The following is an 18428-nucleotide window of genomic DNA, read 5'->3' as shown; positions in this document are numbered from 1 at the left end:
GACGACCCCAGGCCGTCAGCCCGCCATCGGTGTGGAATAAAAATAATGAATCAGCCTTCTGTCGGTACCACGCTGGACGTCCAGTCCTTTATCAACGCCCAGCCGCTGTCACGCTACCAGTGGCGCGTGGTTGTCCTGTGTTTCCTCATCGTGTTCCTCGATGGCCTCGATACCGCGGCCATGGGCTTTATCGCGCCCGCGCTGTCCCAGGACTGGGGCATTGATCGCGCCAGCCTCGGCCCGGTGATGAGCGCCGCGTTGATCGGCATGGTCTTCGGTGCCCTGGGATCGGGGCCGCTGGCCGACCGGTTCGGGCGCAAGGTCGTGCTGGTCGGCGCGGTGTTGGTGTTTGGCGCATTCAGCCTGGCCTCGGCCTACAGCAGCAATGTCGACCAATTGCTGGTGCTGCGCTTCCTTACCGGGCTGGGCCTGGGTGCCGGTATGCCGAACGCAACGACGCTGCTGTCGGAGTACACCCCCGAACGCCACAAGTCGCTGCTGGTGACCAGCATGTTCTGCGGCTTCAACCTTGGCATGGCGGGTGGCGGGTTTATCTCGGCCAAGCTGATCCCGGCGTTTGGCTGGCACGCGTTGTTGATGATCGGCGGCATCCTGCCACTGATTCTCGTGGGGGTGCTGGTGCTGTGGTTGCCGGAGTCGGCGCGCTACCTGGTGGTGCGCAACCGTGGGACCGACAAGGTGCGCAAAACCCTGTCACCCATCGAGCCCACCATCGTCGCCCAGGCTACCCACTTCAGCGTGCCGGAGCAGAAAACCGTCAAGGCGCGCAACGTGTTTGCGGTGATCTTCTCCGGCACATACAGCGCCGGCACCTTGCTGCTGTGGCTGACCTACTTCATGGGCCTGGTGATCGTGTACCTGCTGACCAGCTGGTTGCCGACCCTGATGCGTGACAGCGGCGCCAGCCTGGAGCAGGCCGCGTTTATCGGCGCATTGTTCCAGTTTGGCGGGGTGTTGAGTGCAGTCGGGGTAGGGTGGGCGATGGACCGGTTCAACCCCCACAAGGTCATCGGCACTTTCTACCTGCTGGCCGGGGTGTTTGCCTACGCGGTGGGGCAAAGCCTGGGCAATATCACCTTATTGGCGACTTTGGTACTGATCGCCGGGATGTGCGTCAACGGCGCGCAATCGGCGATGCCGTCCCTGGCGGCCCGTTTCTACCCGACGCAGGGGCGTGCCACCGGTGTGTCGTGGATGCTCGGCATCGGCCGCTTCGGTGCGATCCTCGGCGCGTGGATGGGCGCCACCTTGCTGGGTCTGGGCTGGAACTTCGAGCAGGTGCTGACCGCGCTGGTAATCCCGGCGGCGCTGGCTACGGCAGCCGTGGTCATCAAAGGCATGGTCAGCCACGCCGACGCTACCTGACACGCCGTTGCAGGGGCGGGCTTGCCGGCAATGCGGGCGCCTCGGTCAATCATTGAGCGCGGTGATGCGGTCGCTGGCAAGCCCGTTCCTACAGGGGTGGGGCGCTTCTGATGGCGTGTCGACGAGAAGATTAGCTAGACAACAATCCGTTCGATAATCGAACACTGAGTCGATTATCGGATTGTTCAGCCCATTTACCCGGCTTAATCTTCAAGCACTTCGGCGCCACCTCAGCGCCTTTTTCGATCCACACCGGGAGCCCGAACCCCATGGCTGAAATTCTTGCGCTGCGCGACGCGGTGAAGCAATTCGTGAACGACGGCGATACCGTCGCACTGGAAGGCTTCACCCACCTGATCCCCACGGCAGCGGGTCATGAAATCATTCGTCAGGGCAAGAAAGACCTGACGCTGGTGCGTATGACGCCTGACCTGATCTACGACCAGTTGATCGGCGCCGGCTGTGCGCGCAAGTTGATTTTCTCCTGGGGCGGCAACCCTGGCGTGGGCTCCTTGCACCGCCTGCGTGACGCGGTCGAGAAGCAATGGCCGCAACCCTTGGAAATCGAAGAACACAGCCACGCCGACCTGGCCAATGCCTACGTCGCCGGCGCCTCGGGCCTGCCGTTCGCGGTACTGCGTGCCTACGCCGGTTCCGACCTGCCCAAGGTCAACCCGCTGATCAAGACCGTGACCTGCCCGTTCACCGGCGAAGTGCTGGCGGCGGTGCCGTCGGTGCGCCCGGACATCACCGTGATCCATGCACAGAAGGCCGACCGCAAGGGCAACGTGCTGCTCTGGGGCATTCTCGGGGTGCAGAAGGAAGCGGCCCTGGCGGCCAAGCGCTGCATCGTCACCGTCGAGGAAATCGTCGATGACCTCAACGCGCCGATGAACAGCTGCGTGTTGCCGACGTGGGCACTGACTGCGGTGTGCCATGTACCTGGTGGCGCACACCCTTCCTACGCGCATGGTTACAACGAGCGTGATAACCGCTTCTATCAGGCGTGGGACCCGATTGCCCGCGACCGTGCGACGTTTACCGCCTGGATCGACGAATACATCCACGGCACTGCCGACTTCAGTGAATTCCGGGCCAAGCTGGCCACCGTGCAGGAGGCCAAGTAATGGCTTACTCGACCAATGAAATGATGACCGTCGCCGCCGCGCGTCGCCTCAAGAACGGCTCCGTCTGCTTTGTGGGCATCGGCCTGCCGTCCAAGGCCGCCAACCTGGCGCGCCTGACCTCATCGCCCGACGTGGTGCTGATCTACGAGTCCGGCCCGATTGGCGCCAAGCCTTCGGTGTTGCCGCTGTCGATCGGTGATGGCGAGCTGGCGGAGACCGCCGACACGGTGGTGCCGACCGGTGAGATCTTTCGTTATTGGCTGCAAGGCGGGCGTATCGACGTCGGCTTTCTCGGTGCCGCCCAGGTCGACCGCTTTGGCAACATCAACACCACCGTGGTGGGCGATTACCACCAGCCCAAGGTGCGACTGCCGGGGGCCGGCGGCGCACCGGAGATCGCAGGTTCGGCCAAGAGCGTGCTGATCATCCTCAAGCAGTCGTCGCGTTCGTTTGTCGACAAGCTGGACTTCATCACCTCGGTCGGCCACGGCGAAGGCGGCGATTCACGCAAACGCCTGGGCCTGCCAGGGGCTGGGCCTGTAGGGATCATTACCGACCTGTGCATCATGGAGCCGGAAGCGGGCACCCATGAATTTGTGGTCACCGCGCTGCACCCTGGCGTGACCCGCGAACAAGTCGTGGCCGCCACCGGTTGGGCGATTCGATTTGCCGACCAGGTCAGCACCACCGAGGAACCCACCGACGTCGAGTTGAGCGCCTTGCGTGACCTCGAAGCACGTACCGCCGCCGCCCATGGCCAAGCCCCCGGAGAAGCCTGATGCGCGAAGTATTTATCTGTGACGCCATTCGTACCCCCATCGGCCGTTTCGGCGGTGGCCTGTCTACCGTGCGCGCCGATGACCTCGCCGCGTTGCCGATCAAGGCACTGATCGAGCGCAACCCTTCGGTGGACTGGAACGCGGTCGACGAAGTCTTCCTCGGCTGCGCCAACCAGGCCGGTGAGGACAATCGCAACGTCGCGCGCATGGCCCTGCTGCTGGCGGGCCTGCCGGAAAGCATCCCTGGCGTGACCCTGAACCGCCTGTGTGCCTCGGGCATGGATGCCATCGGCACAGCGTTCCGTGCAATCGCCAGCGGTGAAATGGAGTTGGCGATTGCCGGGGGCGTCGAGTCGATGTCCCGTGCACCCTTCGTGATGGGCAAGGCCGACGCGGCGTTTTCCCGCAACATGAAGCTCGAAGACACCACCATCGGCTGGCGTTTTATCAACCCGTTGATGAAAGCCCAGTACGGCGTGGATGCAATGCCGCAGACCGCCGACAACGTCGCCGACGATTTCAACGTGTCCCGCGCCGACCAGGACGCGTTCGCCCTGCGTAGCCAGCAACGCACGGCCGCCGCCCAGGCTGCCGGGTACTTCGCCGAGGAAATCGTGCCGGTACGCGTTGCGCACAAAAAAGGCGAGACCGTGGTGGAGCACGATGAACACCCACGGGACACCACCCTCGATGCCCTGGCCAAACTCAAGCCGGTCAACGGCCCGGACAAGACCGTCACCGCCGGCAATGCCTCGGGCGTGAACGATGGTGCGGCAGCGCTGATCCTGGCCTCCGCCGACGCCGTGAAAAAACACGGCCTCACGGCCCGCGCCCGGGTGCTCGGCATGGCCAGTGCCGGCGTGGCACCGCGCGTGATGGGCATCGGCCCGGTGCCGGCGGTGCGCAAGCTGGTGGAGCGCCTGGGCCTGGCGGTCAGCGACTTCGACGTGATCGAACTCAACGAAGCCTTCGCCAGCCAAGGCCTGGCCGTGCTGCGTGAATTGGGGATTGCCGACGACGCGCCGCAGGTCAACCCGAACGGCGGCGCCATCGCCCTCGGCCACCCGCTGGGCATGAGCGGTGCGCGGCTGGTGTTGACGGCGCTGCATCAACTGGAAAAAACCGGCGGCAGCAAAGGCCTGGCGACGATGTGTGTCGGCGTCGGCCAAGGCCTGGCCCTGGCGATTGAACGCGTCTAATAAGAGAGGATTGCTCCATGAGTGACAAGCCCGGTTACCGGCGCCCGCAAGCGGGCACTCAACCTGATTACCTGCACCCGGCCTACCAGTCGACGAACCTGCGTTCGCCGTCCAAGCCCTTGGTGTTTCTGCCCCATTCGTTGTCGGAAATCACCGGCCCGACCATCGGCGCCGAGCGCGTCAATGCGCAGGACAACGACCTCACCGCCCAGCACGCCGGCGAACCGCTCGGTGAGCGCATCATCATTCACGGGCGTGTGCTGGATGAAAACGGTCAACCGGTGCCGGGCATCCTCGTGGAGATCTGGCAGGCCAACGCCGCCGGTCGCTACAACCACAAGCGCGACCTGCACGACGCGCCGCTGGACCCGAACTTCACGGGCACCGGCCGCACCGTCACCGACGCCGAGGGCTGGTACCAGTTCCAGACCATCAAGCCCGGCGCCTACCCGTGGGGCAACCACCACAATGCGTGGCGCCCGGCGCATATCCACTTTTCACTGTTCGGCCCGAGCGTGCTGACGCGCCTGGTCACACAGATGTATTTCCCCGGCGACCCGCTGCTGGAGTACGACCCGATCTACAACTGCGTGCCGGACACCTCGGCCAAGCAGCGCCTGATCGCCCGCTTCGACCTGGAAAAAACCATTCCTTCCTATGCCCTCGGCTACCGCTGGGACATCGTCCTGCGCGGCCGCGACGCCACGCCGATGGAGAAATGAGATGACACTCACTGCGACCACGTCCCACACCGTCGGGCCGTATTACCACATCGGCCTGACCTGGCTGAACCGCGAAGACCTCACCGTGCCCGCCACCCTCGGCGAGCGCGTGGCGATCAGCGGGCAGGTGGTGGATGGCAACGGCGATGTCGTCAACGACGCCATGCTGGAAGTCTGGCAGGCGAATGCCGCCGGCAAGTACGACCATCCCGAGGATGAGCAGGACAAGGCTGTCGACCCCAACTTTGAAGGCTTTGGCCGGGTGCCGGTGGATGCCGAAGGGCGGTTTCGTTTTACCACCATCAAGCCAGGTGCCGTTCCGGGCTTGAAGGGTACGACCCAGGCGCCGCACCTGGTGGTGTTGGTGTTCGCGCGTGGGCTGGTGAAGCACCTGCTGACGCGGATTTACTTTGACGGCGAGGCGCTGAACGGGGATGACGCGCTGCTGGCGTGTGTGCCCCAGGAGCGGCGGCGCACGCTGATCGCCAAGGCGGATGCGGCGGGTGTGTATCAGTGGAATGTGATTTTGCAAGGCACAGACGAAGAGACCGTGTTTTTTGATTATTGAGTTGGCTTGAGATTTTTCGCCGGCAAGCCAGCTCCCACAGGGGGATGCGTTCCACATGTGGGCGCCGGGCTTGCCGGCGATGAGGCCGGTTCAGGCAACTGCTGTGCAAAAGTCTGCTTGCGGAACATGGTTGTTGCAAAGTATGTCTAGGCTATAACCGTTCCCACTGAGTGAAAAAACATGACAACAAAAACCAGCCACTACACCGGAGAAGAACGCAGCAAACGGATTTTTGCGATCGTCGGTGCGTCTTCCGGCAACCTCGTCGAATGGTTCGACTTCTACGTCTATGCCTTCTGCGCCATCTACTTTGCCCCGGCGTTTTTCCCGTCGGACGACCCCACGGTCCAACTGCTCAACACTGCTGGCGTCTTTGCCGCCGGCTTCCTGATGCGACCTATCGGCGGCTGGCTGTTTGGCCGGGTGGCCGACAAGCATGGTCGCAAGAATTCGATGATGATCTCGGTGCTGATGATGTGCGCCGGCTCGCTGGTGATCGCCTTCCTGCCCACCTACAAAGACATCGGCGCCTGGGCGCCGGCGTTGCTGCTGGTGGCGCGGTTGTTCCAGGGCTTGTCGGTCGGCGGCGAATACGGCACCACCGCGACCTACATGAGTGAAGTCGCGCTCAAGGGCCAGCGTGGCTTCTTTGCCTCGTTCCAATACGTGACGCTGATCGGCGGGCAACTGCTGGCAGTGCTGGTGGTGGTGATCCTGCAGCAACTGCTCAGCGAAGACGAACTGCGGGCGTGGGGCTGGCGGATTCCGTTCGTGATCGGCGCAGTTGCAGCCGTGATCTCCCTGCTGCTGCGTCGCACCCTCAAGGAAACCACCAGCAAGGAAACCCGCCAGGACAAGGACGCCGGCAGCATCGCCGCGCTGTTCCGTGACCACAAGGCTGCGTTTATCACCGTGCTTGGCTACACCGCTGGCGGCTCGCTGATTTTCTACACCTTTACCACCTACATGCAGAAGTACCTGGTGAACACCGCCGGGATGCACGCCAAGACTGCCAGCTACATCATGACCGGCGCGCTGTTCCTCTACATGTGCATGCAGCCGCTGTTCGGCATGCTGGCCGACAAGATCGGTCGCCGTAACTCGATGCTGTGGTTCGGCGCGCTGGGCACGCTGTGCACGGTGCCGATCCTGCTCAGCCTGAAAACCGTCAGCAGCCCGTTCCTGGCCTTTGTGCTGATCACCCTGGCCCTGGCCATTGTGAGCTTCTACACCTCGATCAGCGGCCTGGTGAAAGCCGAAATGTTCCCGCCACAAGTGCGCGCCCTCGGCGTGGGCCTGGCCTATGCGGTGGCCAACGCGATCTTCGGCGGTTCGGCGGAATACGTGGCCCTGGGGCTCAAATCCATGGGCATGGAAAACACCTTCTATTGGTATGTCACCGGCATGATGGCGGTGGCCTTCCTGTTCAGCTTGCGCTTGCCGAAACAGGCGGCGTATTTGCACCACGATTTGTAAGGGACCGTTATGACGCTGCGCACGAGCAATCAATTGTTCGACGCCTACTTCACCGCTGACAGCATGGCCGAGGTGTTCTGCGATCAGGGGCGCCTGCAGGGCATGCTCGATTTCGAAGCGGGCCTGGCCCGTGCCGAGGCGCGGGTCGGCTTGATTCCGCACGCCGCCGTTGCCCCGATTGCCCAGGCCTGCCTGGCGTCGCGGTACGACGTGGACGCCCTCGGCGTGGCGATTGCCACGGCGGGGAATTCGGCCATTCCGTTGGTGAAGGCGCTGGGCAAGTTGATCGCCAGTGAGGATGCCGGGGCCGAGCGTTATGTGCATCTGGGCGCGACCAGCCAGGACGTGATGGACACCGGCCTGGTCCTGCAAATACGCCAGGCGCTGACGTTGATCGAAGCTGACCTCGCGCAACTGGGCGGCGTGCTGGCCGCGCAGGCGCAGCGTTATGCCGGCGTGCCGTTAGCTGGGCGCACCTGGTTGCAGCATGCGACACCGGTCACGTTGGGGATGAAAATCGCCGGTTGGCTGGGGGCAGTGACGCGCAGTCGGCAACGTCTCGCCGAGCTGAAACCGCGTCTGCTGGTGCTGCAATTTGGCGGCGCGTCCGGCACTTTGGCGGCGCTCGGTGAACAGGCGATGCCGGTCGCCGAGGCCTTGGCTGCCGAATTGCAGCTGGGCCTGCCCGAACAACCCTGGCATACCCAGCGCGACCGTTTGGTGGAGTTTGCCAGTGTGCTCGGCCTGATCGCCGGCAGCCTCGGCAAGCTGGGGCGTGATATCAGCCTGCTGATGCAGACCGAGGCGGCGGAAGTCTTCGAGCCGTCGGCGCCGGGCAAGGGCGGTTCCTCGACCATGCCGCACAAACGCAACCCGGTGGGCGCCGCCGTACTGATCAGCGCGGCGACTCGCGTACCTGGCCTGGTGGCGACACTGTTCAGCGCCATGCCCCAGGAACACGAGCGCAGCCTGGGCCTGTGGCACGCCGAGTGGGAAACCCTGCCGGAGATTTGCCGGTTGGTCTCCGGAGCGCTGCGCCAGGCCTTGCTGGTGAGCGAGGGGTTGGAGGTCAATCCTGAGCGCATGGCGCAGAACCTCGACCTGACCCAGGGCCTGGTGCTGGCCGAAGCCGTGAGCATCGTGCTCGCCCAACGCCTGGGGCGCGAGACCGCCCACCACCTGCTCGAGCAATGCTGTAAACGCGCGGTCGCCGAGGGGCGTCACTTGCGTGCGGTGCTCGCGGACGAGCCGCAAATCACCCACGAACTGTCCGCCGCTGAACTCGACCGCCTGCTCGACCCGGCCCACTACCTGGGCCAGGCGCACACCTGGGTGACCCGCGCCGTCACCGAACATTTTGCCTTGACCGCCTGAGGAGAACGCTGTGGCTTTTGTACAACTCGCCGAGGGCGAACTGCATTACCAACTGGATGGACCTGCGGAGGCACCCGTGTTGGTGCTGTCCAACTCGCTGGGCACTGACCTGCACATGTGGGACATCCAGATCCCGGCTTTCACCAGGCATTTTCGCGTGTTGCGTTTCGATACCCGTGGCCATGGCAAATCCCTGGTCACCGAGGGGCCCTACAGCATCGAGCAACTGGGGCGCGACGTGATTGCGCTGCTGGATGCGCTGGATATCCAGCGGGCGCATTTCTGTGGGCTGTCGATGGGCGGCTTGATCGGCCAATGGCTCGGCATCCATGCCGGCGAGCGCCTGCAGCGCCTGGTGGTGTGTAACACCGCCGCCAAGATCGGCACGCCGGACATCTGGAACCCGCGTATCGAGATGGTCCTGCGCGATGGCGCGGCGGCGATGGTAGCGTTGCGCGATGCATCGATTGCGCGCTGGTTCACCGCCGATTTCGCTGCGGCCAACCCGCACCAGGCCCAGCAGATCACCGACATGCTCGCGGCGACCTCGCCCGAAGGCTACGCGGCCAATTGTGCGGCGGTGCGCGACGCCGATTTCCGCGAGCAACTGGCCTTGATCAAAGTGCCGACCCTGGCGATTGCCGGCACCGAAGATGCCGTCACGCCACCGGCCGGCAGCCACTTTATCCAGAGCCATGTGCAGGGCGCCGAATACGCCGAGTTCTATGCTGCGCACCTGTCCAATGTGCAGGCGGGTGCGGCGTTCAGTGGGCGGGTGCTGGAGTTTCTGCTGGCGCATTGAACCTGTGGTGAGCGGGATTGCGCAGCGTTGGGGGGCGAAGCGGGCGTGAGTCAGTCAGTGCGTTTGTTCAGGTGAATCAGTGTGCCTGGATTTGGGGCTGCTGCGCAGCCCAACGCGGGGCAAGCCCGCTCGCCACGACAAGCCCGCTCGCCACGACAAGCCCGCTCGCCACAATATGTCCGCTCAGCAAGACAAGCCTGCTCAGCAAGACAAGCGTGCTGGCTATGGCAGGTGCGTTTGCCACGGTGGGGCGAGCCTTTATCACATTCAGTCGGGAGTATTTTTTGTGGATGAGAAACAACGTTATGCCGATGGCCTGCAGGTGCGCCGCGAAGTTCTGGGTGATGCGCATGTCGACCGCAGCCTCAATGCCCTGACCGAGTTCAACAGTGAGTTCCAGGAAATGATCACCCGCCACGCCTGGGGTGACATCTGGACCCGCCCGGGGCTGCCGCGGCACACCCGCAGCCTGATCACCATCGCCATGCTGATCGGCATGAACCGCAGCGAAGAACTCAAGCTGCACCTGCGCGCCGCGGCCAGCAATGGCGTGACCCGCGCCGAGATCAAGGAAGTGCTGATGCAGAGCGCAATCTACTGCGGCATACCGGCGGCGAACGCGACGTTTCACCTGGCTGAGTCGGTGTGGGATGAACTGGGTGTCGAGTCGCGGGAACAGGCCTGAACGCAGACTCCGCGACGCAGTTGGGGGCGGTAAAATGGGAGGTTGAGTGTTTCAGCTATGCTGACGGGGAGTAGCGGCTTATTCCTACAGCTCCTAAGGGGCGTCGTGTTTATCCTGCGCTACGGATCTTCCTATCCGACCTGAGCCCCGGCCCTAATGAAATTACTGCTGCATCCCGCCAGGGTTGTCGCCTTGGTGTTCCTGGCCGCGATAGGGGTCGGAACCTTCATTCTGATGCAGCCGATTTCCCATGCCGAGGGGGGCGCCGTCCCGTGGGCGACGGCCTTCTTTACGGCGGTATCGGCCGTCTGTGTGACCGGGTTGGTGGTGGTGGATACGGGTACGTACTGGTCGACCTTCGGCCAGTCGGTGATTCTGCTGCTGTTCCAGCTTGGCGGTTTCGGCATCATGACGGTGGCGACCCTGCTTGGCCTCATGGTTAACAGCCGGTTGCGCCTGCGCACCAAGATGGTCGCACAGTTGGAGTCGCGCTCATTGGGGGTGGGCGACATTGCCGGCGTGGCCAAACTGGTGCTGGTGGTGACGTTCGCCTTGGAGCTCATCACGACCGTGTGGCTCACTTTAAGGTTGCATTGGGGCTATGGCCAGTCATGGGCTGATGCGGCTTGGAGCGGCCTGTTTCATGCCGTATCGGCGTTCAACAACGCAGGGTTCTCGATTTATCCCGACAGCCTGATGCATTACGCCACGGATACCTGGATTCTGTTGCCTGTGATGGCCGCCATTATTATCGGTGGCATTGGCTTTCCCGTGCTGTATGACCTGCGCAGCCGGTTCAACCATCCTCATCGCTGGTCGCTGCATACCAAGCTCACCTTGTCTGGCACGGTGATCTTGCTGGTGGTCGGGTTTTTCACGCTGTTGCTGTTCGAGTGGGACCATTCCACTACCCTTGGCCCGATGGCCGTGACCGATAAAGTGTTATCGGCAGCATTTGCTTCCGTGTCCGCGCGTACCGCCGGATTCAATTCGATCGACATTGGGGCACTGACCCCGGAAAGCTGGGCGGTGCATTACTTTCTGATGTTCGTCGGTGGTGGCAGTGCAGGCACTGCGGGCGGGGTGAAAGTCGGTACTGTGGCGATCCTGGTCTTGCTGGTGATTGCTGAAATTCGTGGGCACAGTGATTGCGAGGCCTTTGGCCGGCGAGTCGGCGCTGCGGCCCAGCGTCAAGCGATAACCGTGCTGGTCCTGAGCAGCGCCCTGATCGTGTTGGCAACGCTCTTTATCCTGCGTGAAACCGCGTTGCCCACAGACCAGGTCATCTTCGAAGTCATCTCGGCGTTTGGTACCGTCGGCTTGTCCACCGGTATCACCGCCGAGCTACCCACCTCAAGCCAACTGGTGTTGACGCTGCTGATGTTCGCCGGACGGGTGGGCACTATCACGCTGGCGGCGTCACTGGCCTTGGGCAAGCACCGTATGCCCTACCGTTACCCAGAGGAGCATCCCATTGTTGGCTAACTTTCTATTTTCAGAGAAGTTCTCATTTGCCAAGGGCGACAGCGTGGTGGTAATCGGTCTGGGCCGCTTCGGCGGCTCGGTGGCCCAATCGCTGATGCGGCTGGGGCACGACGTCATGGGCATCGACCGCGACGCGGCACCGGTTCATGAGTGGGCTGACCTGCTGACGCATGCGGTGCAGGCCGACTCCACCAACCAGCAGGTGTTACGCCAACTGGGCGTTGCCGACTTTGCCCATGCCATTGTGGGCATCGGCACCGACCTGGCCGCCAGCCTGTTGACCATCATGACGCTGACCGAACTGGGGATCCCGGATATCTGGGTCAAGGCCCGAACAGCCGAGCACGGGCAGATAGCCCAACGCATTGGCGCTCACCACGTTGTCTATCCAGAGAAGGAAATGGGCGAGCGTGTGGCTCACCTCATTACCGGGCGGATGATTGATTTCATCGAGTTCGACGACGGTTTCGCCATCGCCAAGATTCATTCGCCCGTGTCGAGCCACAACAGCACGCTGGCCGATGGGCAAATCCGCGAAAAATTCGGCGTGACGGTCGTAGGGTTGAAGCGTGCCAGTCAAGATTTTCAGCATGCCACCCCGGGTACGCAGGTACTGCCGGGGGATCTGCTGATCGTGTCTGGGCCGACTCATCTGATTCAAAAATTTGCCGGGCATTCGACATAGGCCGGGAGTTGTGTTGCAGGTAAACCTGTGGTGAGCGGGCTTGCCGCGTTGGTTTGCGAAGCGGGGGGGAGTCAGTCAGTGCGTTTGTTCAGGTGAATCATTGTGCCTGGATTTGGGGCTGCTGCGCAGCCCAACGCGGGGCAAGCCCGCTCGCCACAACAAGCCCACTAGCCACAATAAGTCCGCTCAGCAAAACAAGCGTGCTGGCTACGGCAAGTGCGTTTGCCACAGTGGGGCGAGCCTTTATCACGTTCAGTCGGGAGTATTTTTGTGGGGGAGAAACACCGTTATGCCGATGGCCTGCAGGTGCGCCGCGAAGTACTGGGTGATGCGCATGTCGACCGCAGCCTCGATGCCCTGACCGAGTTCAACAGTGGGTTCCAGGAAATGATCACCCGCCACGCCTGGGGTGACATCTGGACCCGCCCGGGCCTGAGGCGGTCGAGCCGGCTCAGGCCGTCTACGTGGTGTAGACCCTCTTGCGCAATGGAAGCCCCATTTCTTCTTTCAGGCCGTTTTCGGTAAATGCCCGTGGATTGGAGGTGGTTTTCGCGGTGCTGGGGTCGCCGTCGAAATCAACCGGGGGGACTGCCGATTGCAGACCGATCGCCTGTCGCTCCCTGTTGGGTTCACCTTCCTGGTTATTGTCGGGTTCTGCGGTTGCGCCCTTTAGATTTTGGCCTGTGGCACCCGCGAAGGCGTGTCCCCTTTCATGCGCGAGACTGGTGATCGGGGAGGAACTGTCGTCATGCATATACATCGGGTTGTAATTGATCGTGCCCAGGTCAGCTTTTTCTCCGGCTTTACCCTCCACGATATAACCCAACTGTGACTCGCTCAGGGCTTCGACGGCGCCGCCGGCTTGAAGATGCTGTTGGATGGCCTTGGTGTTGAAGCCGTAGGTCATGTCATACCGGGTGTCCAGCTCGCGCAGGGTGACCGGCGCGTTGTTGCTCGCGGCCAGTTCGTCCTCTTTCTTCAAGGACTGCTGGCCTATGGGCGACATTCTCAATAGCTCCAGATCGTCTTCGACGCGCTGTTTGAACTCGGCGGAACCCTCGACCTTATAGGCAGTTTTCCCGGCATCACTGGGCGTTACATCAATCCTGCGTGAGCTGGGCGAGTGGACCACGTTATCCGAAGGTTTGGCGTAGATCACCGTGTTGTCATGGTAAGACCTCACGTTGTTTTTACCCCTGCCGGTGTAAATGACCGAACTGCCATGGCTGACCATCAGGTTGTCACCACCGCCACCGTGCATCACGGTGTGGCCATTTTTGGCGATCATGAAGTCGTTGCCGCGCCCTCCGTCCATATGCACCTTTCGGTGGGCAGGGCCCTGCATGGCCTGAAGGCGGTCATCGCCATTGTCGCCATACAGCGCACTGCTGCCACTGCCCGCGATCAGTGTGTCGTTGCCTTCCCCGCCTGATGCGACCCCACGCGCCCTGCCCATCACGATAAAGTCGTCGCCTGCGCCGCCCTTGATTTGGGTGTTGCCGCCACCACCGCGGGCGTAGTCGTCACCGTCTCCCAAATCGATCTTGATGGGCGTCGTGACGTCTGGAGCCACCACCACGGAGTCGTTGCCGCCGTGGGTCTTGATATACAGGGGCTGGACCATTCCCTGCTCGGGACGATTGAGCAGCTCGAGGCTGTAGGCTTTACCGTTGACCGTCGCGATCAGCTTCCCATCGGGGGCGCGCTTGATGTTCACCCGGTCTGCATGGTTGCCGGTTTCTAACACCATTTGACTGAATATGGTGCTGACGTCGCCGTTTTTTTCGGCGCTGAATTCAACCTCCTGGGAGATTTTCACATTCTTGTCCTGAAACAGGACCTCGCTGTTAACGTAGCTTTTGTGTCCCAGGGCGATTTCCGGAGACGGACGGGAGGCGGGGGTCAGGGCATCGGAGTCAGGGCGTTTGTATTTGATCTGGACGGAGGGTTCTGGCGGTGTCGGCGATGGACTGTGGGTGTAATTCGTCATTACGGGCGTGGACGCAGAGATAGTCATGGTAAGGCTCGATCGTTGCTGGCAGATTTTCCTTTGAGTGGTGGGCAGGGAAGTGTTGTTCCGAGGAGAGGGCAGTCAAACACTTGTCTTGATGTTGCGTGCCTTGCGAGCGGCCTGGATTTAGTGGGAGTCGGCGTCCCACACCCAATTCCACACGCCGGGCAGATGCACGGGCTCGCTGACATCCTTGACCGTGCGCGCCAGCGCGGCGCGTTGCAGGGCGCCGGTGTCGGTGTAGAACGGCTCGGCGGCCGTCGGCATGCCATTGATGCGGGCGCTGTCGAGCAGGATCTGCAGGTACTCCTGCAGGTGCCGCGCGGTGTAGCGGTTGATATCGTGGAAGGTCACCACCACCGGTATCACCCCGTCCACCGTCGGTAGCTCGCCGAGCGCGATGTGTTCGCGCACCACCGACAGTTGTCGATACAGATTGGCGCGGCGGCGCGGGCTGCCGTTGAAGCCCCAGATCTTGCCGTCATTGGCGCTCAAGTCGGTCAGCAACACCTGCATGCCATGGCGTTGGTAGGCGGCGAACGTGCGGCGGTCGTAGTTCCAGAACGGTGGGCGCACCAGCACGGGCGGCGTGCCGGTGATCGCGGCAATGTCGGCCGCACCTTGGGCGAGGGTGCTGTCCAGCTCGGCGTCATTCAGCCAGCGATGGTTGGTATGAAACGCTGTCGCCGTGTGAAAGGCCAGGATATGCCCGCCCGCGTACTCACGCTCCATGGTCTTGCGGCCCCGGGAGCTACCGCCGGAACGGCTCGCTTCGGTCTGCAGGAAAAACACCGCCTTGATCCCCGGCAACACCGGGTTGTGCGCCAGGTCGGCGACCACGGAACGGCTGGGGTTGTTGTAGCCCGAGGCACTGGGGCCGTCGTCGAAGGTCAGCAGGAAGCGGATCGGTGCCTGGGCTTGCAGGCGCTGTTCGGTCTGCGGCGTCAGGGGAATGGGCGCACCAATGCAGCCGCTGAGGCTCAGGGCCAGGGCACAGAGGGCGAAGGCGATGACGAAGGATTTCATGGTGTGCGCGGGCCCGGATAGAAGCCGCTGCTGAGTGGATCAGCAGCGGCAGGCGCGCACCATACAGCAAGTCCGGCGGCGGTTTACAGCAGACTTATCGGGTAACTGACGATCAACCGGTTTTCGTCGAATTCATTGTTGCTGTAGTCCCGGCGCATGCTTGAGTTGCGCCAGCGTACCGTCAGGTTTTGCAGGGCGCCGCTTTGCACGGTGTAGCCGATTTCGCTTTCACGGCCCCATTCCTTGCCGTCGGTGATGGTGCCGGTGTGCACGTTGCTGCCGCTGATGTAGCGGTTCATCAGGGTCAGGCCGGGGACGCCGAGGGCGGCGAAGTTGTAGTCATGGCGCACCTGCCAGGATTTTTCCTCGGCGTTGTCGTAGCTCGAGTTGTAGCTGTCGTTCGCCAGGGTGCCGCCGCTGGTGCCGTTGACGCGCATCCAGGCGCTGTTGCCGGTGAGTCGTTGCAGGCCGACATAGAAGGTGTTGCCGCCGTACTTGGCGGAGAACAGCCCGGACCAGGTCTTGTTGTCCAGGTTGCCTGCGCGGGCGCTGCCATCGTCCTTGCCGTAGAAGAATCCGAGGTTGGCCCCCAGCGTCCAGTCGCCGATGGGCTGGCTGTGGATCAGGTTGACGAACTGCTGGCTATAGATGTCCTTGAGCTGGGCATTCCACAGGCCGATCTGGGTGCGCTTGTCGTTGAACGCATACTCGCCGCCCTGGAAGTTGAAACGGTCGGAGGTGAAGGCGGGTTTACCGACCATCGACAGGTCGGTCATGCTGCTGTCGTCGCGCGGGCTGTTGGCGCGGAACTGGCCGCCGTAGAGGGTCAGGCCATCGATTTCCCTGGAGGTGATCTGCCCGCCGCGCAGGGTTTGCGGCAGGGAGCGGCCATCGTCCGAACGCAGGATCGGCAGCACCGGCATCCATTCGCCCACCTTGACCTCAGTCTTCGATATCCGCGCCTTGAACGCCACGCCCAGGCGGCCGAACTCGTCCGCCGGGCGACCGTCATGATCCAGCGGCAACAATTGAGTGCCGCCGGTGCCGCGCCCGCCATCGAGCTTCACCGAGTACAGGCCCAGCACATCCACGCCGAAACCGACCGTGCCCTGGGTAAAGCCGGACTTGGCATCGAGGATGAAACTTTGCGTCCACTCCTGCGCGCCGCCCTGGGTCTTGGTGGGGTTGGTGTAATTGCGATTGAAGAAGAAATTGCGCAGGTTGAGGTTGGCGCTGGCGTCTTCGAGAAACCCATGTTCTTCGGCGACGGCAGGCAACGCAAGACTGGCGACAGCGGTGGCCAGCAAGAGCCGGCGCGGGTGGAAAGTGCTCATGGTGTCGGACCTGTTGTTATTGGGGTTATGCAGGTGGCGGCCATGGTGCGGGGCGCTGCGGGGACGATTCAATCGGGGGAGGGCGGGTTGTGGGCGATGATCGAACGCAAGTTGCCGGGCCGTCGGGCCCGGCAGTCAGGGTCAGCGCTTGGGCAGGTCGAAGTGGGTCCAGGGGAAGCTCGGCAGGTAGTGCTGGGCGGCAACGATCAGCGCCACCATCACCACCAGGAACACCGCTTGCAACGGGCTCCAGAACGCCCAGTGCAAGCCATTCAGCCACGGGTAGCCTTCGGCGAAGGCAGGACTCATGGAGCCGATGCGTTTTTTGTGCAACAGGTGGATCAGGACCATGCCGGCATAGGTGAGCGCGCCGAGCACGCCGAGCATCAGCCCGCAGGCCACCAGCATGATCGCCTGCGGCACGCCGTGGCGTATCACCAGCCAGTATTCATTGGGGTTGATCCGCTTGGGGATCAGGTACTGGCTCAGCCACAGGTCGGGTACCCGATAGGTGGAACTCATCCCGGCCCACAGCTGTGTCACGCGAAAACCGATGGCGGCCGGCACGAACGCCATCAGCATGAAGATCACGAGCGACATCAGGTTCAGGTTGTCGGGTTTGTCGTGTGCGATGCTCAGGCCGAACCCCAGGGCGAACACGGCCCACAGCCGGATAAATACCTGGGTGTAGATGGGCCGTGGCACGAACTTGCGCCAGAAAAACAGTTGTTTGTGGGGCAGGCGTTCGAGCAGTTGCGGGTAGCGCCAGGTGAGCGTTTCGGCCAGGTGCTGGCAGGCCTGCCAGTCGTTTTCGCCGAAGGTGTCGGTCAGGCGTTTTTGTTGCGTGGCCGACATCGGCGTCAGCAGCAGGCGCGCGGCCAGCGCATCGGCCGAGTTGCGCCGCTTGTCCTGAGCCTTGTCGAGCAGGTTGGCGTAGAAGCTTTCCTGCTCGCAGCGGGACACCAGTTGGCGCCATATCCAGGCGGGTTCCGGGTACACGCCTTTCTGGTCGTCCCAGCCGAACGCCTGGCACACCCGTTCAAACAGCGGCACGCTCCATTGGGTGTCGTGGAGCAGGTGCAGGACGATACGTTGCCACTGTTGCTGCAGGTCAAAGACCCGCAGCCACGGCTGGTTGTTGTAGTGGGTGAGCCGGGTGATGAACTCGCGCTCGGCCTTTTGCTCGAGCAGTTCCTGCAAGGTGCGGCGGTAATCCTGCAGCAGCTCGCTGGTCAGCGCTTCGTATTGCCAGGGGGTCATCGTCACCTGCTGCCACGGTGTCAGCCATTCCAGGTGCTGCACTGCCCAGCTGGCGATGGCGCTGCGCTCGCCCGGGGCATCGAAACAATGGCGCAGCAGGAGGGCCTGGAAGGCGTCGGCGCAGCCTTGTTGGCGGGCCTGGGCCCAGCGCTCGTCGAGGTTATGCACGCTGAGGCCGCTGAGCAGCGCCTGGGCCGGGTTCGGCGCCGGCGCCTCGAAGGGGGCAGCGCTGAGCGGGCGAACGTCCATCAGTTCGGCCAGGTCGCTGAGGTTGCCGTAGGCGGCTTCGGCCACAGGCGCCTCGACCCGGTCCTCGTCCTCGTCCTGGTTATCGACGCGCCAGCGCGCTTCACTCAGGGCTTCTTCGTAGGCCTCGCGCAGGCGCTGGAAGCCTTCGGCGTCTTCGTCCGGGCGGCAGCTTTTGAGCAGCCGCGCATAAGTGCGCTTGATGGTGCGCTCGTCGGCATCTTCCGGCAGTTGCAGCACAGTCCAACAATCCATGGAGTGTT

At 62.9% G+C, this 18428-nt stretch carries 16 protein-coding genes and 1 pseudogene; 13 read left to right on the top strand and 4 right to left on the bottom strand.

Features of this window, described 5'->3' with window-relative positions; all coding sequences use genetic code 11:
* Nucleotides 1–45: 45 nt before the first annotated feature.
* The 13 genes and pseudogenes from C9990_RS24385 to C9990_RS24325 all read left to right on the top strand — a co-directional run.
* Complete coding sequence (locus C9990_RS24385) at nucleotides 46–1386, top strand: MFS transporter (RefSeq protein ID WP_106804913.1); 1341 nt, start codon at nucleotides 46–48, stop codon at nucleotides 1384–1386.
* A gap of 269 nt (nucleotides 1387–1655) precedes the next feature.
* Nucleotides 1656–2513 carry a CoA transferase subunit A gene (locus C9990_RS24380; RefSeq protein WP_106804912.1) on the top strand — a complete coding sequence of 286 codons (858 nt, stop codon included), beginning with the start codon at nucleotides 1656–1658 and terminating at the stop codon, nucleotides 2511–2513.
* Nucleotides 2513–3292, top strand: a complete 780-nt coding sequence (locus C9990_RS24375; RefSeq protein WP_065902919.1) for a CoA-transferase subunit beta — start codon at nucleotides 2513–2515, stop codon at nucleotides 3290–3292. Before C9990_RS24380 ends, C9990_RS24375 begins: the two co-directional genes overlap by 1 nt.
* Nucleotides 3289–4491, top strand: a complete 1203-nt coding sequence (gene pcaF / locus C9990_RS24370; protein WP_177410378.1) for a 3-oxoadipyl-CoA thiolase — start codon at nucleotides 3289–3291, stop codon at nucleotides 4489–4491. The genes C9990_RS24375 and pcaF overlap by 4 nt, the downstream gene beginning before the upstream one ends.
* A gap of 17 nt (nucleotides 4492–4508) precedes the next feature.
* Nucleotides 4509–5213, top strand: a complete 705-nt coding sequence (gene pcaH / locus C9990_RS24365) for a protocatechuate 3,4-dioxygenase subunit beta (protein WP_106804910.1) — start codon at nucleotides 4509–4511, stop codon at nucleotides 5211–5213.
* 1 nt (nucleotide 5214) lies between these two features.
* Nucleotides 5215–5781, top strand: coding sequence for a protocatechuate 3,4-dioxygenase subunit alpha (gene pcaG, locus C9990_RS24360; protein ID WP_106804909.1), 567 nt, complete (start codon nucleotides 5215–5217; stop codon nucleotides 5779–5781).
* A 180-nt stretch (nucleotides 5782–5961) separates the two neighbouring features.
* Nucleotides 5962–7257: an MFS family transporter gene (locus tag C9990_RS24355; RefSeq protein ID WP_065902911.1), complete on the top strand. Its 1296-nt coding sequence runs from the start codon at nucleotides 5962–5964 to the stop codon at nucleotides 7255–7257.
* Between the two features lie 9 nt (nucleotides 7258–7266).
* Nucleotides 7267–8631 carry a 3-carboxy-cis,cis-muconate cycloisomerase gene (locus C9990_RS24350; RefSeq protein WP_106804908.1) on the top strand — a complete coding sequence of 455 codons (1365 nt, stop codon included), beginning with the start codon at nucleotides 7267–7269 and terminating at the stop codon, nucleotides 8629–8631.
* 10 nt (nucleotides 8632–8641) lie between these two features.
* Nucleotides 8642–9433 (top strand): 3-oxoadipate enol-lactonase, encoded by a 792-nt coding sequence (pcaD, locus tag C9990_RS24345; protein ID WP_106804907.1) that lies wholly within the window; start codon nucleotides 8642–8644, stop codon nucleotides 9431–9433.
* 286 nt (nucleotides 9434–9719) lie between these two features.
* A complete protein-coding gene (pcaC, locus tag C9990_RS24340; RefSeq protein WP_065902905.1) occupies nucleotides 9720–10118 on the top strand; it encodes a 4-carboxymuconolactone decarboxylase in 399 nt (132 codons plus the stop codon).
* 156 nt (nucleotides 10119–10274) lie between these two features.
* The gene (locus tag C9990_RS24335; RefSeq protein ID WP_106804906.1) at nucleotides 10275–11603 is read left to right on the top strand and encodes a TrkH family potassium uptake protein; all 1329 of its coding nucleotides are present in this window, start codon (nucleotides 10275–10277) and stop codon (nucleotides 11601–11603) included.
* Nucleotides 11593–12288 carry a TrkA family potassium uptake protein gene (locus tag C9990_RS24330; RefSeq protein ID WP_201143679.1) on the top strand — a complete coding sequence of 232 codons (696 nt, stop codon included), beginning with the start codon at nucleotides 11593–11595 and terminating at the stop codon, nucleotides 12286–12288. Before C9990_RS24335 ends, C9990_RS24330 begins: the two co-directional genes overlap by 11 nt.
* A gap of 270 nt (nucleotides 12289–12558) precedes the next feature.
* Nucleotides 12559–12738 (top strand): annotated as a pseudogene (locus C9990_RS24325) (4-carboxymuconolactone decarboxylase); the annotation flags it as partial.
* A gap of 10 nt (nucleotides 12739–12748) precedes the next feature.
* On the opposite strand, the gene C9990_RS24320 reads toward C9990_RS24325, so the two are convergent.
* The 4 genes from C9990_RS24320 to C9990_RS24305 all read right to left on the bottom strand — a co-directional run bounded on the left by C9990_RS24320 (nucleotide 12749) and on the right by C9990_RS24305 (nucleotide 18420).
* Nucleotides 12749–14305 carry a M91 family zinc metallopeptidase gene (locus tag C9990_RS24320; protein WP_106804905.1) on the bottom strand — a complete coding sequence of 519 codons (1557 nt, stop codon included), beginning with the start codon at nucleotides 14303–14305 and terminating at the stop codon, nucleotides 12749–12751.
* 120 nt (nucleotides 14306–14425) lie between these two features.
* Nucleotides 14426–15325 (bottom strand): polysaccharide deacetylase family protein, encoded by a 900-nt coding sequence (locus C9990_RS24315; RefSeq protein WP_065899477.1) that lies wholly within the window; start codon nucleotides 15323–15325, stop codon nucleotides 14426–14428.
* A gap of 83 nt (nucleotides 15326–15408) precedes the next feature.
* On the bottom strand, nucleotides 15409–16659 hold the full coding sequence (locus C9990_RS24310) for an OprD family porin (protein ID WP_106804904.1): 1251 nt from the start codon (nucleotides 16657–16659) through the stop codon (nucleotides 15409–15411).
* Between the two features lie 141 nt (nucleotides 16660–16800).
* A complete protein-coding gene (locus C9990_RS24305; protein ID WP_106804903.1) occupies nucleotides 16801–18420 on the bottom strand; it encodes a J domain-containing protein in 1620 nt (539 codons plus the stop codon).
* Nucleotides 18421–18428 lie beyond the last annotated feature (8 nt).

Source organism: Pseudomonas sp. S5D5, from assembly GCF_003013355.1.
Lineage (GTDB): Bacteria > Pseudomonadota > Gammaproteobacteria > Pseudomonadales > Pseudomonadaceae > Aquipseudomonas > Aquipseudomonas aylmerensis.
The sequence above is the reverse complement of the archived record's forward strand: the minus strand, read 5'-3'. Positions and strand labels throughout refer to the sequence as shown.

Bases quoted from the DNA above. Each gene is read 5' to 3' on its own strand.
- C9990_RS24355 (WP_065902911.1), top strand. From the start codon at position 5,962: ATGACAACAAAAACCAGCCACTACACCGGAGAAGAACGCAGCAAACGG.
- C9990_RS24375 (WP_065902919.1), top strand. From the start codon at position 2,513: ATGGCTTACTCGACCAATGAAATGATGACCGTCGCCGCCGCGCGTCGC.
- C9990_RS24305 (WP_106804903.1), bottom strand. From the start codon at position 18,420: ATGGATTGTTGGACTGTGCTGCAACTGCCGGAAGATGCCGACGAGCGC.
- C9990_RS24310 (WP_106804904.1), bottom strand. From the start codon at position 16,659: ATGAGCACTTTCCACCCGCGCCGGCTCTTGCTGGCCACCGCTGTCGCC.
- pcaG (WP_106804909.1), top strand. From the start codon at position 5,215: ATGACACTCACTGCGACCACGTCCCACACCGTCGGGCCGTATTACCAC.
- C9990_RS24380 (WP_106804912.1), top strand. From the start codon at position 1,656: ATGGCTGAAATTCTTGCGCTGCGCGACGCGGTGAAGCAATTCGTGAAC.
- C9990_RS24315 (WP_065899477.1), bottom strand. From the start codon at position 15,325: ATGAAATCCTTCGTCATCGCCTTCGCCCTCTGTGCCCTGGCCCTGAGC.
- C9990_RS24335 (WP_106804906.1), top strand. From the start codon at position 10,275: ATGAAATTACTGCTGCATCCCGCCAGGGTTGTCGCCTTGGTGTTCCTG.
- C9990_RS24350 (WP_106804908.1), top strand. From the start codon at position 7,267: ATGACGCTGCGCACGAGCAATCAATTGTTCGACGCCTACTTCACCGCT.
- C9990_RS24320 (WP_106804905.1), bottom strand. From the start codon at position 14,305: ATGACTATCTCTGCGTCCACGCCCGTAATGACGAATTACACCCACAGT.
- C9990_RS24385 (WP_106804913.1), top strand. From the start codon at position 46: ATGAATCAGCCTTCTGTCGGTACCACGCTGGACGTCCAGTCCTTTATC.
- pcaH (WP_106804910.1), top strand. From the start codon at position 4,509: ATGAGTGACAAGCCCGGTTACCGGCGCCCGCAAGCGGGCACTCAACCT.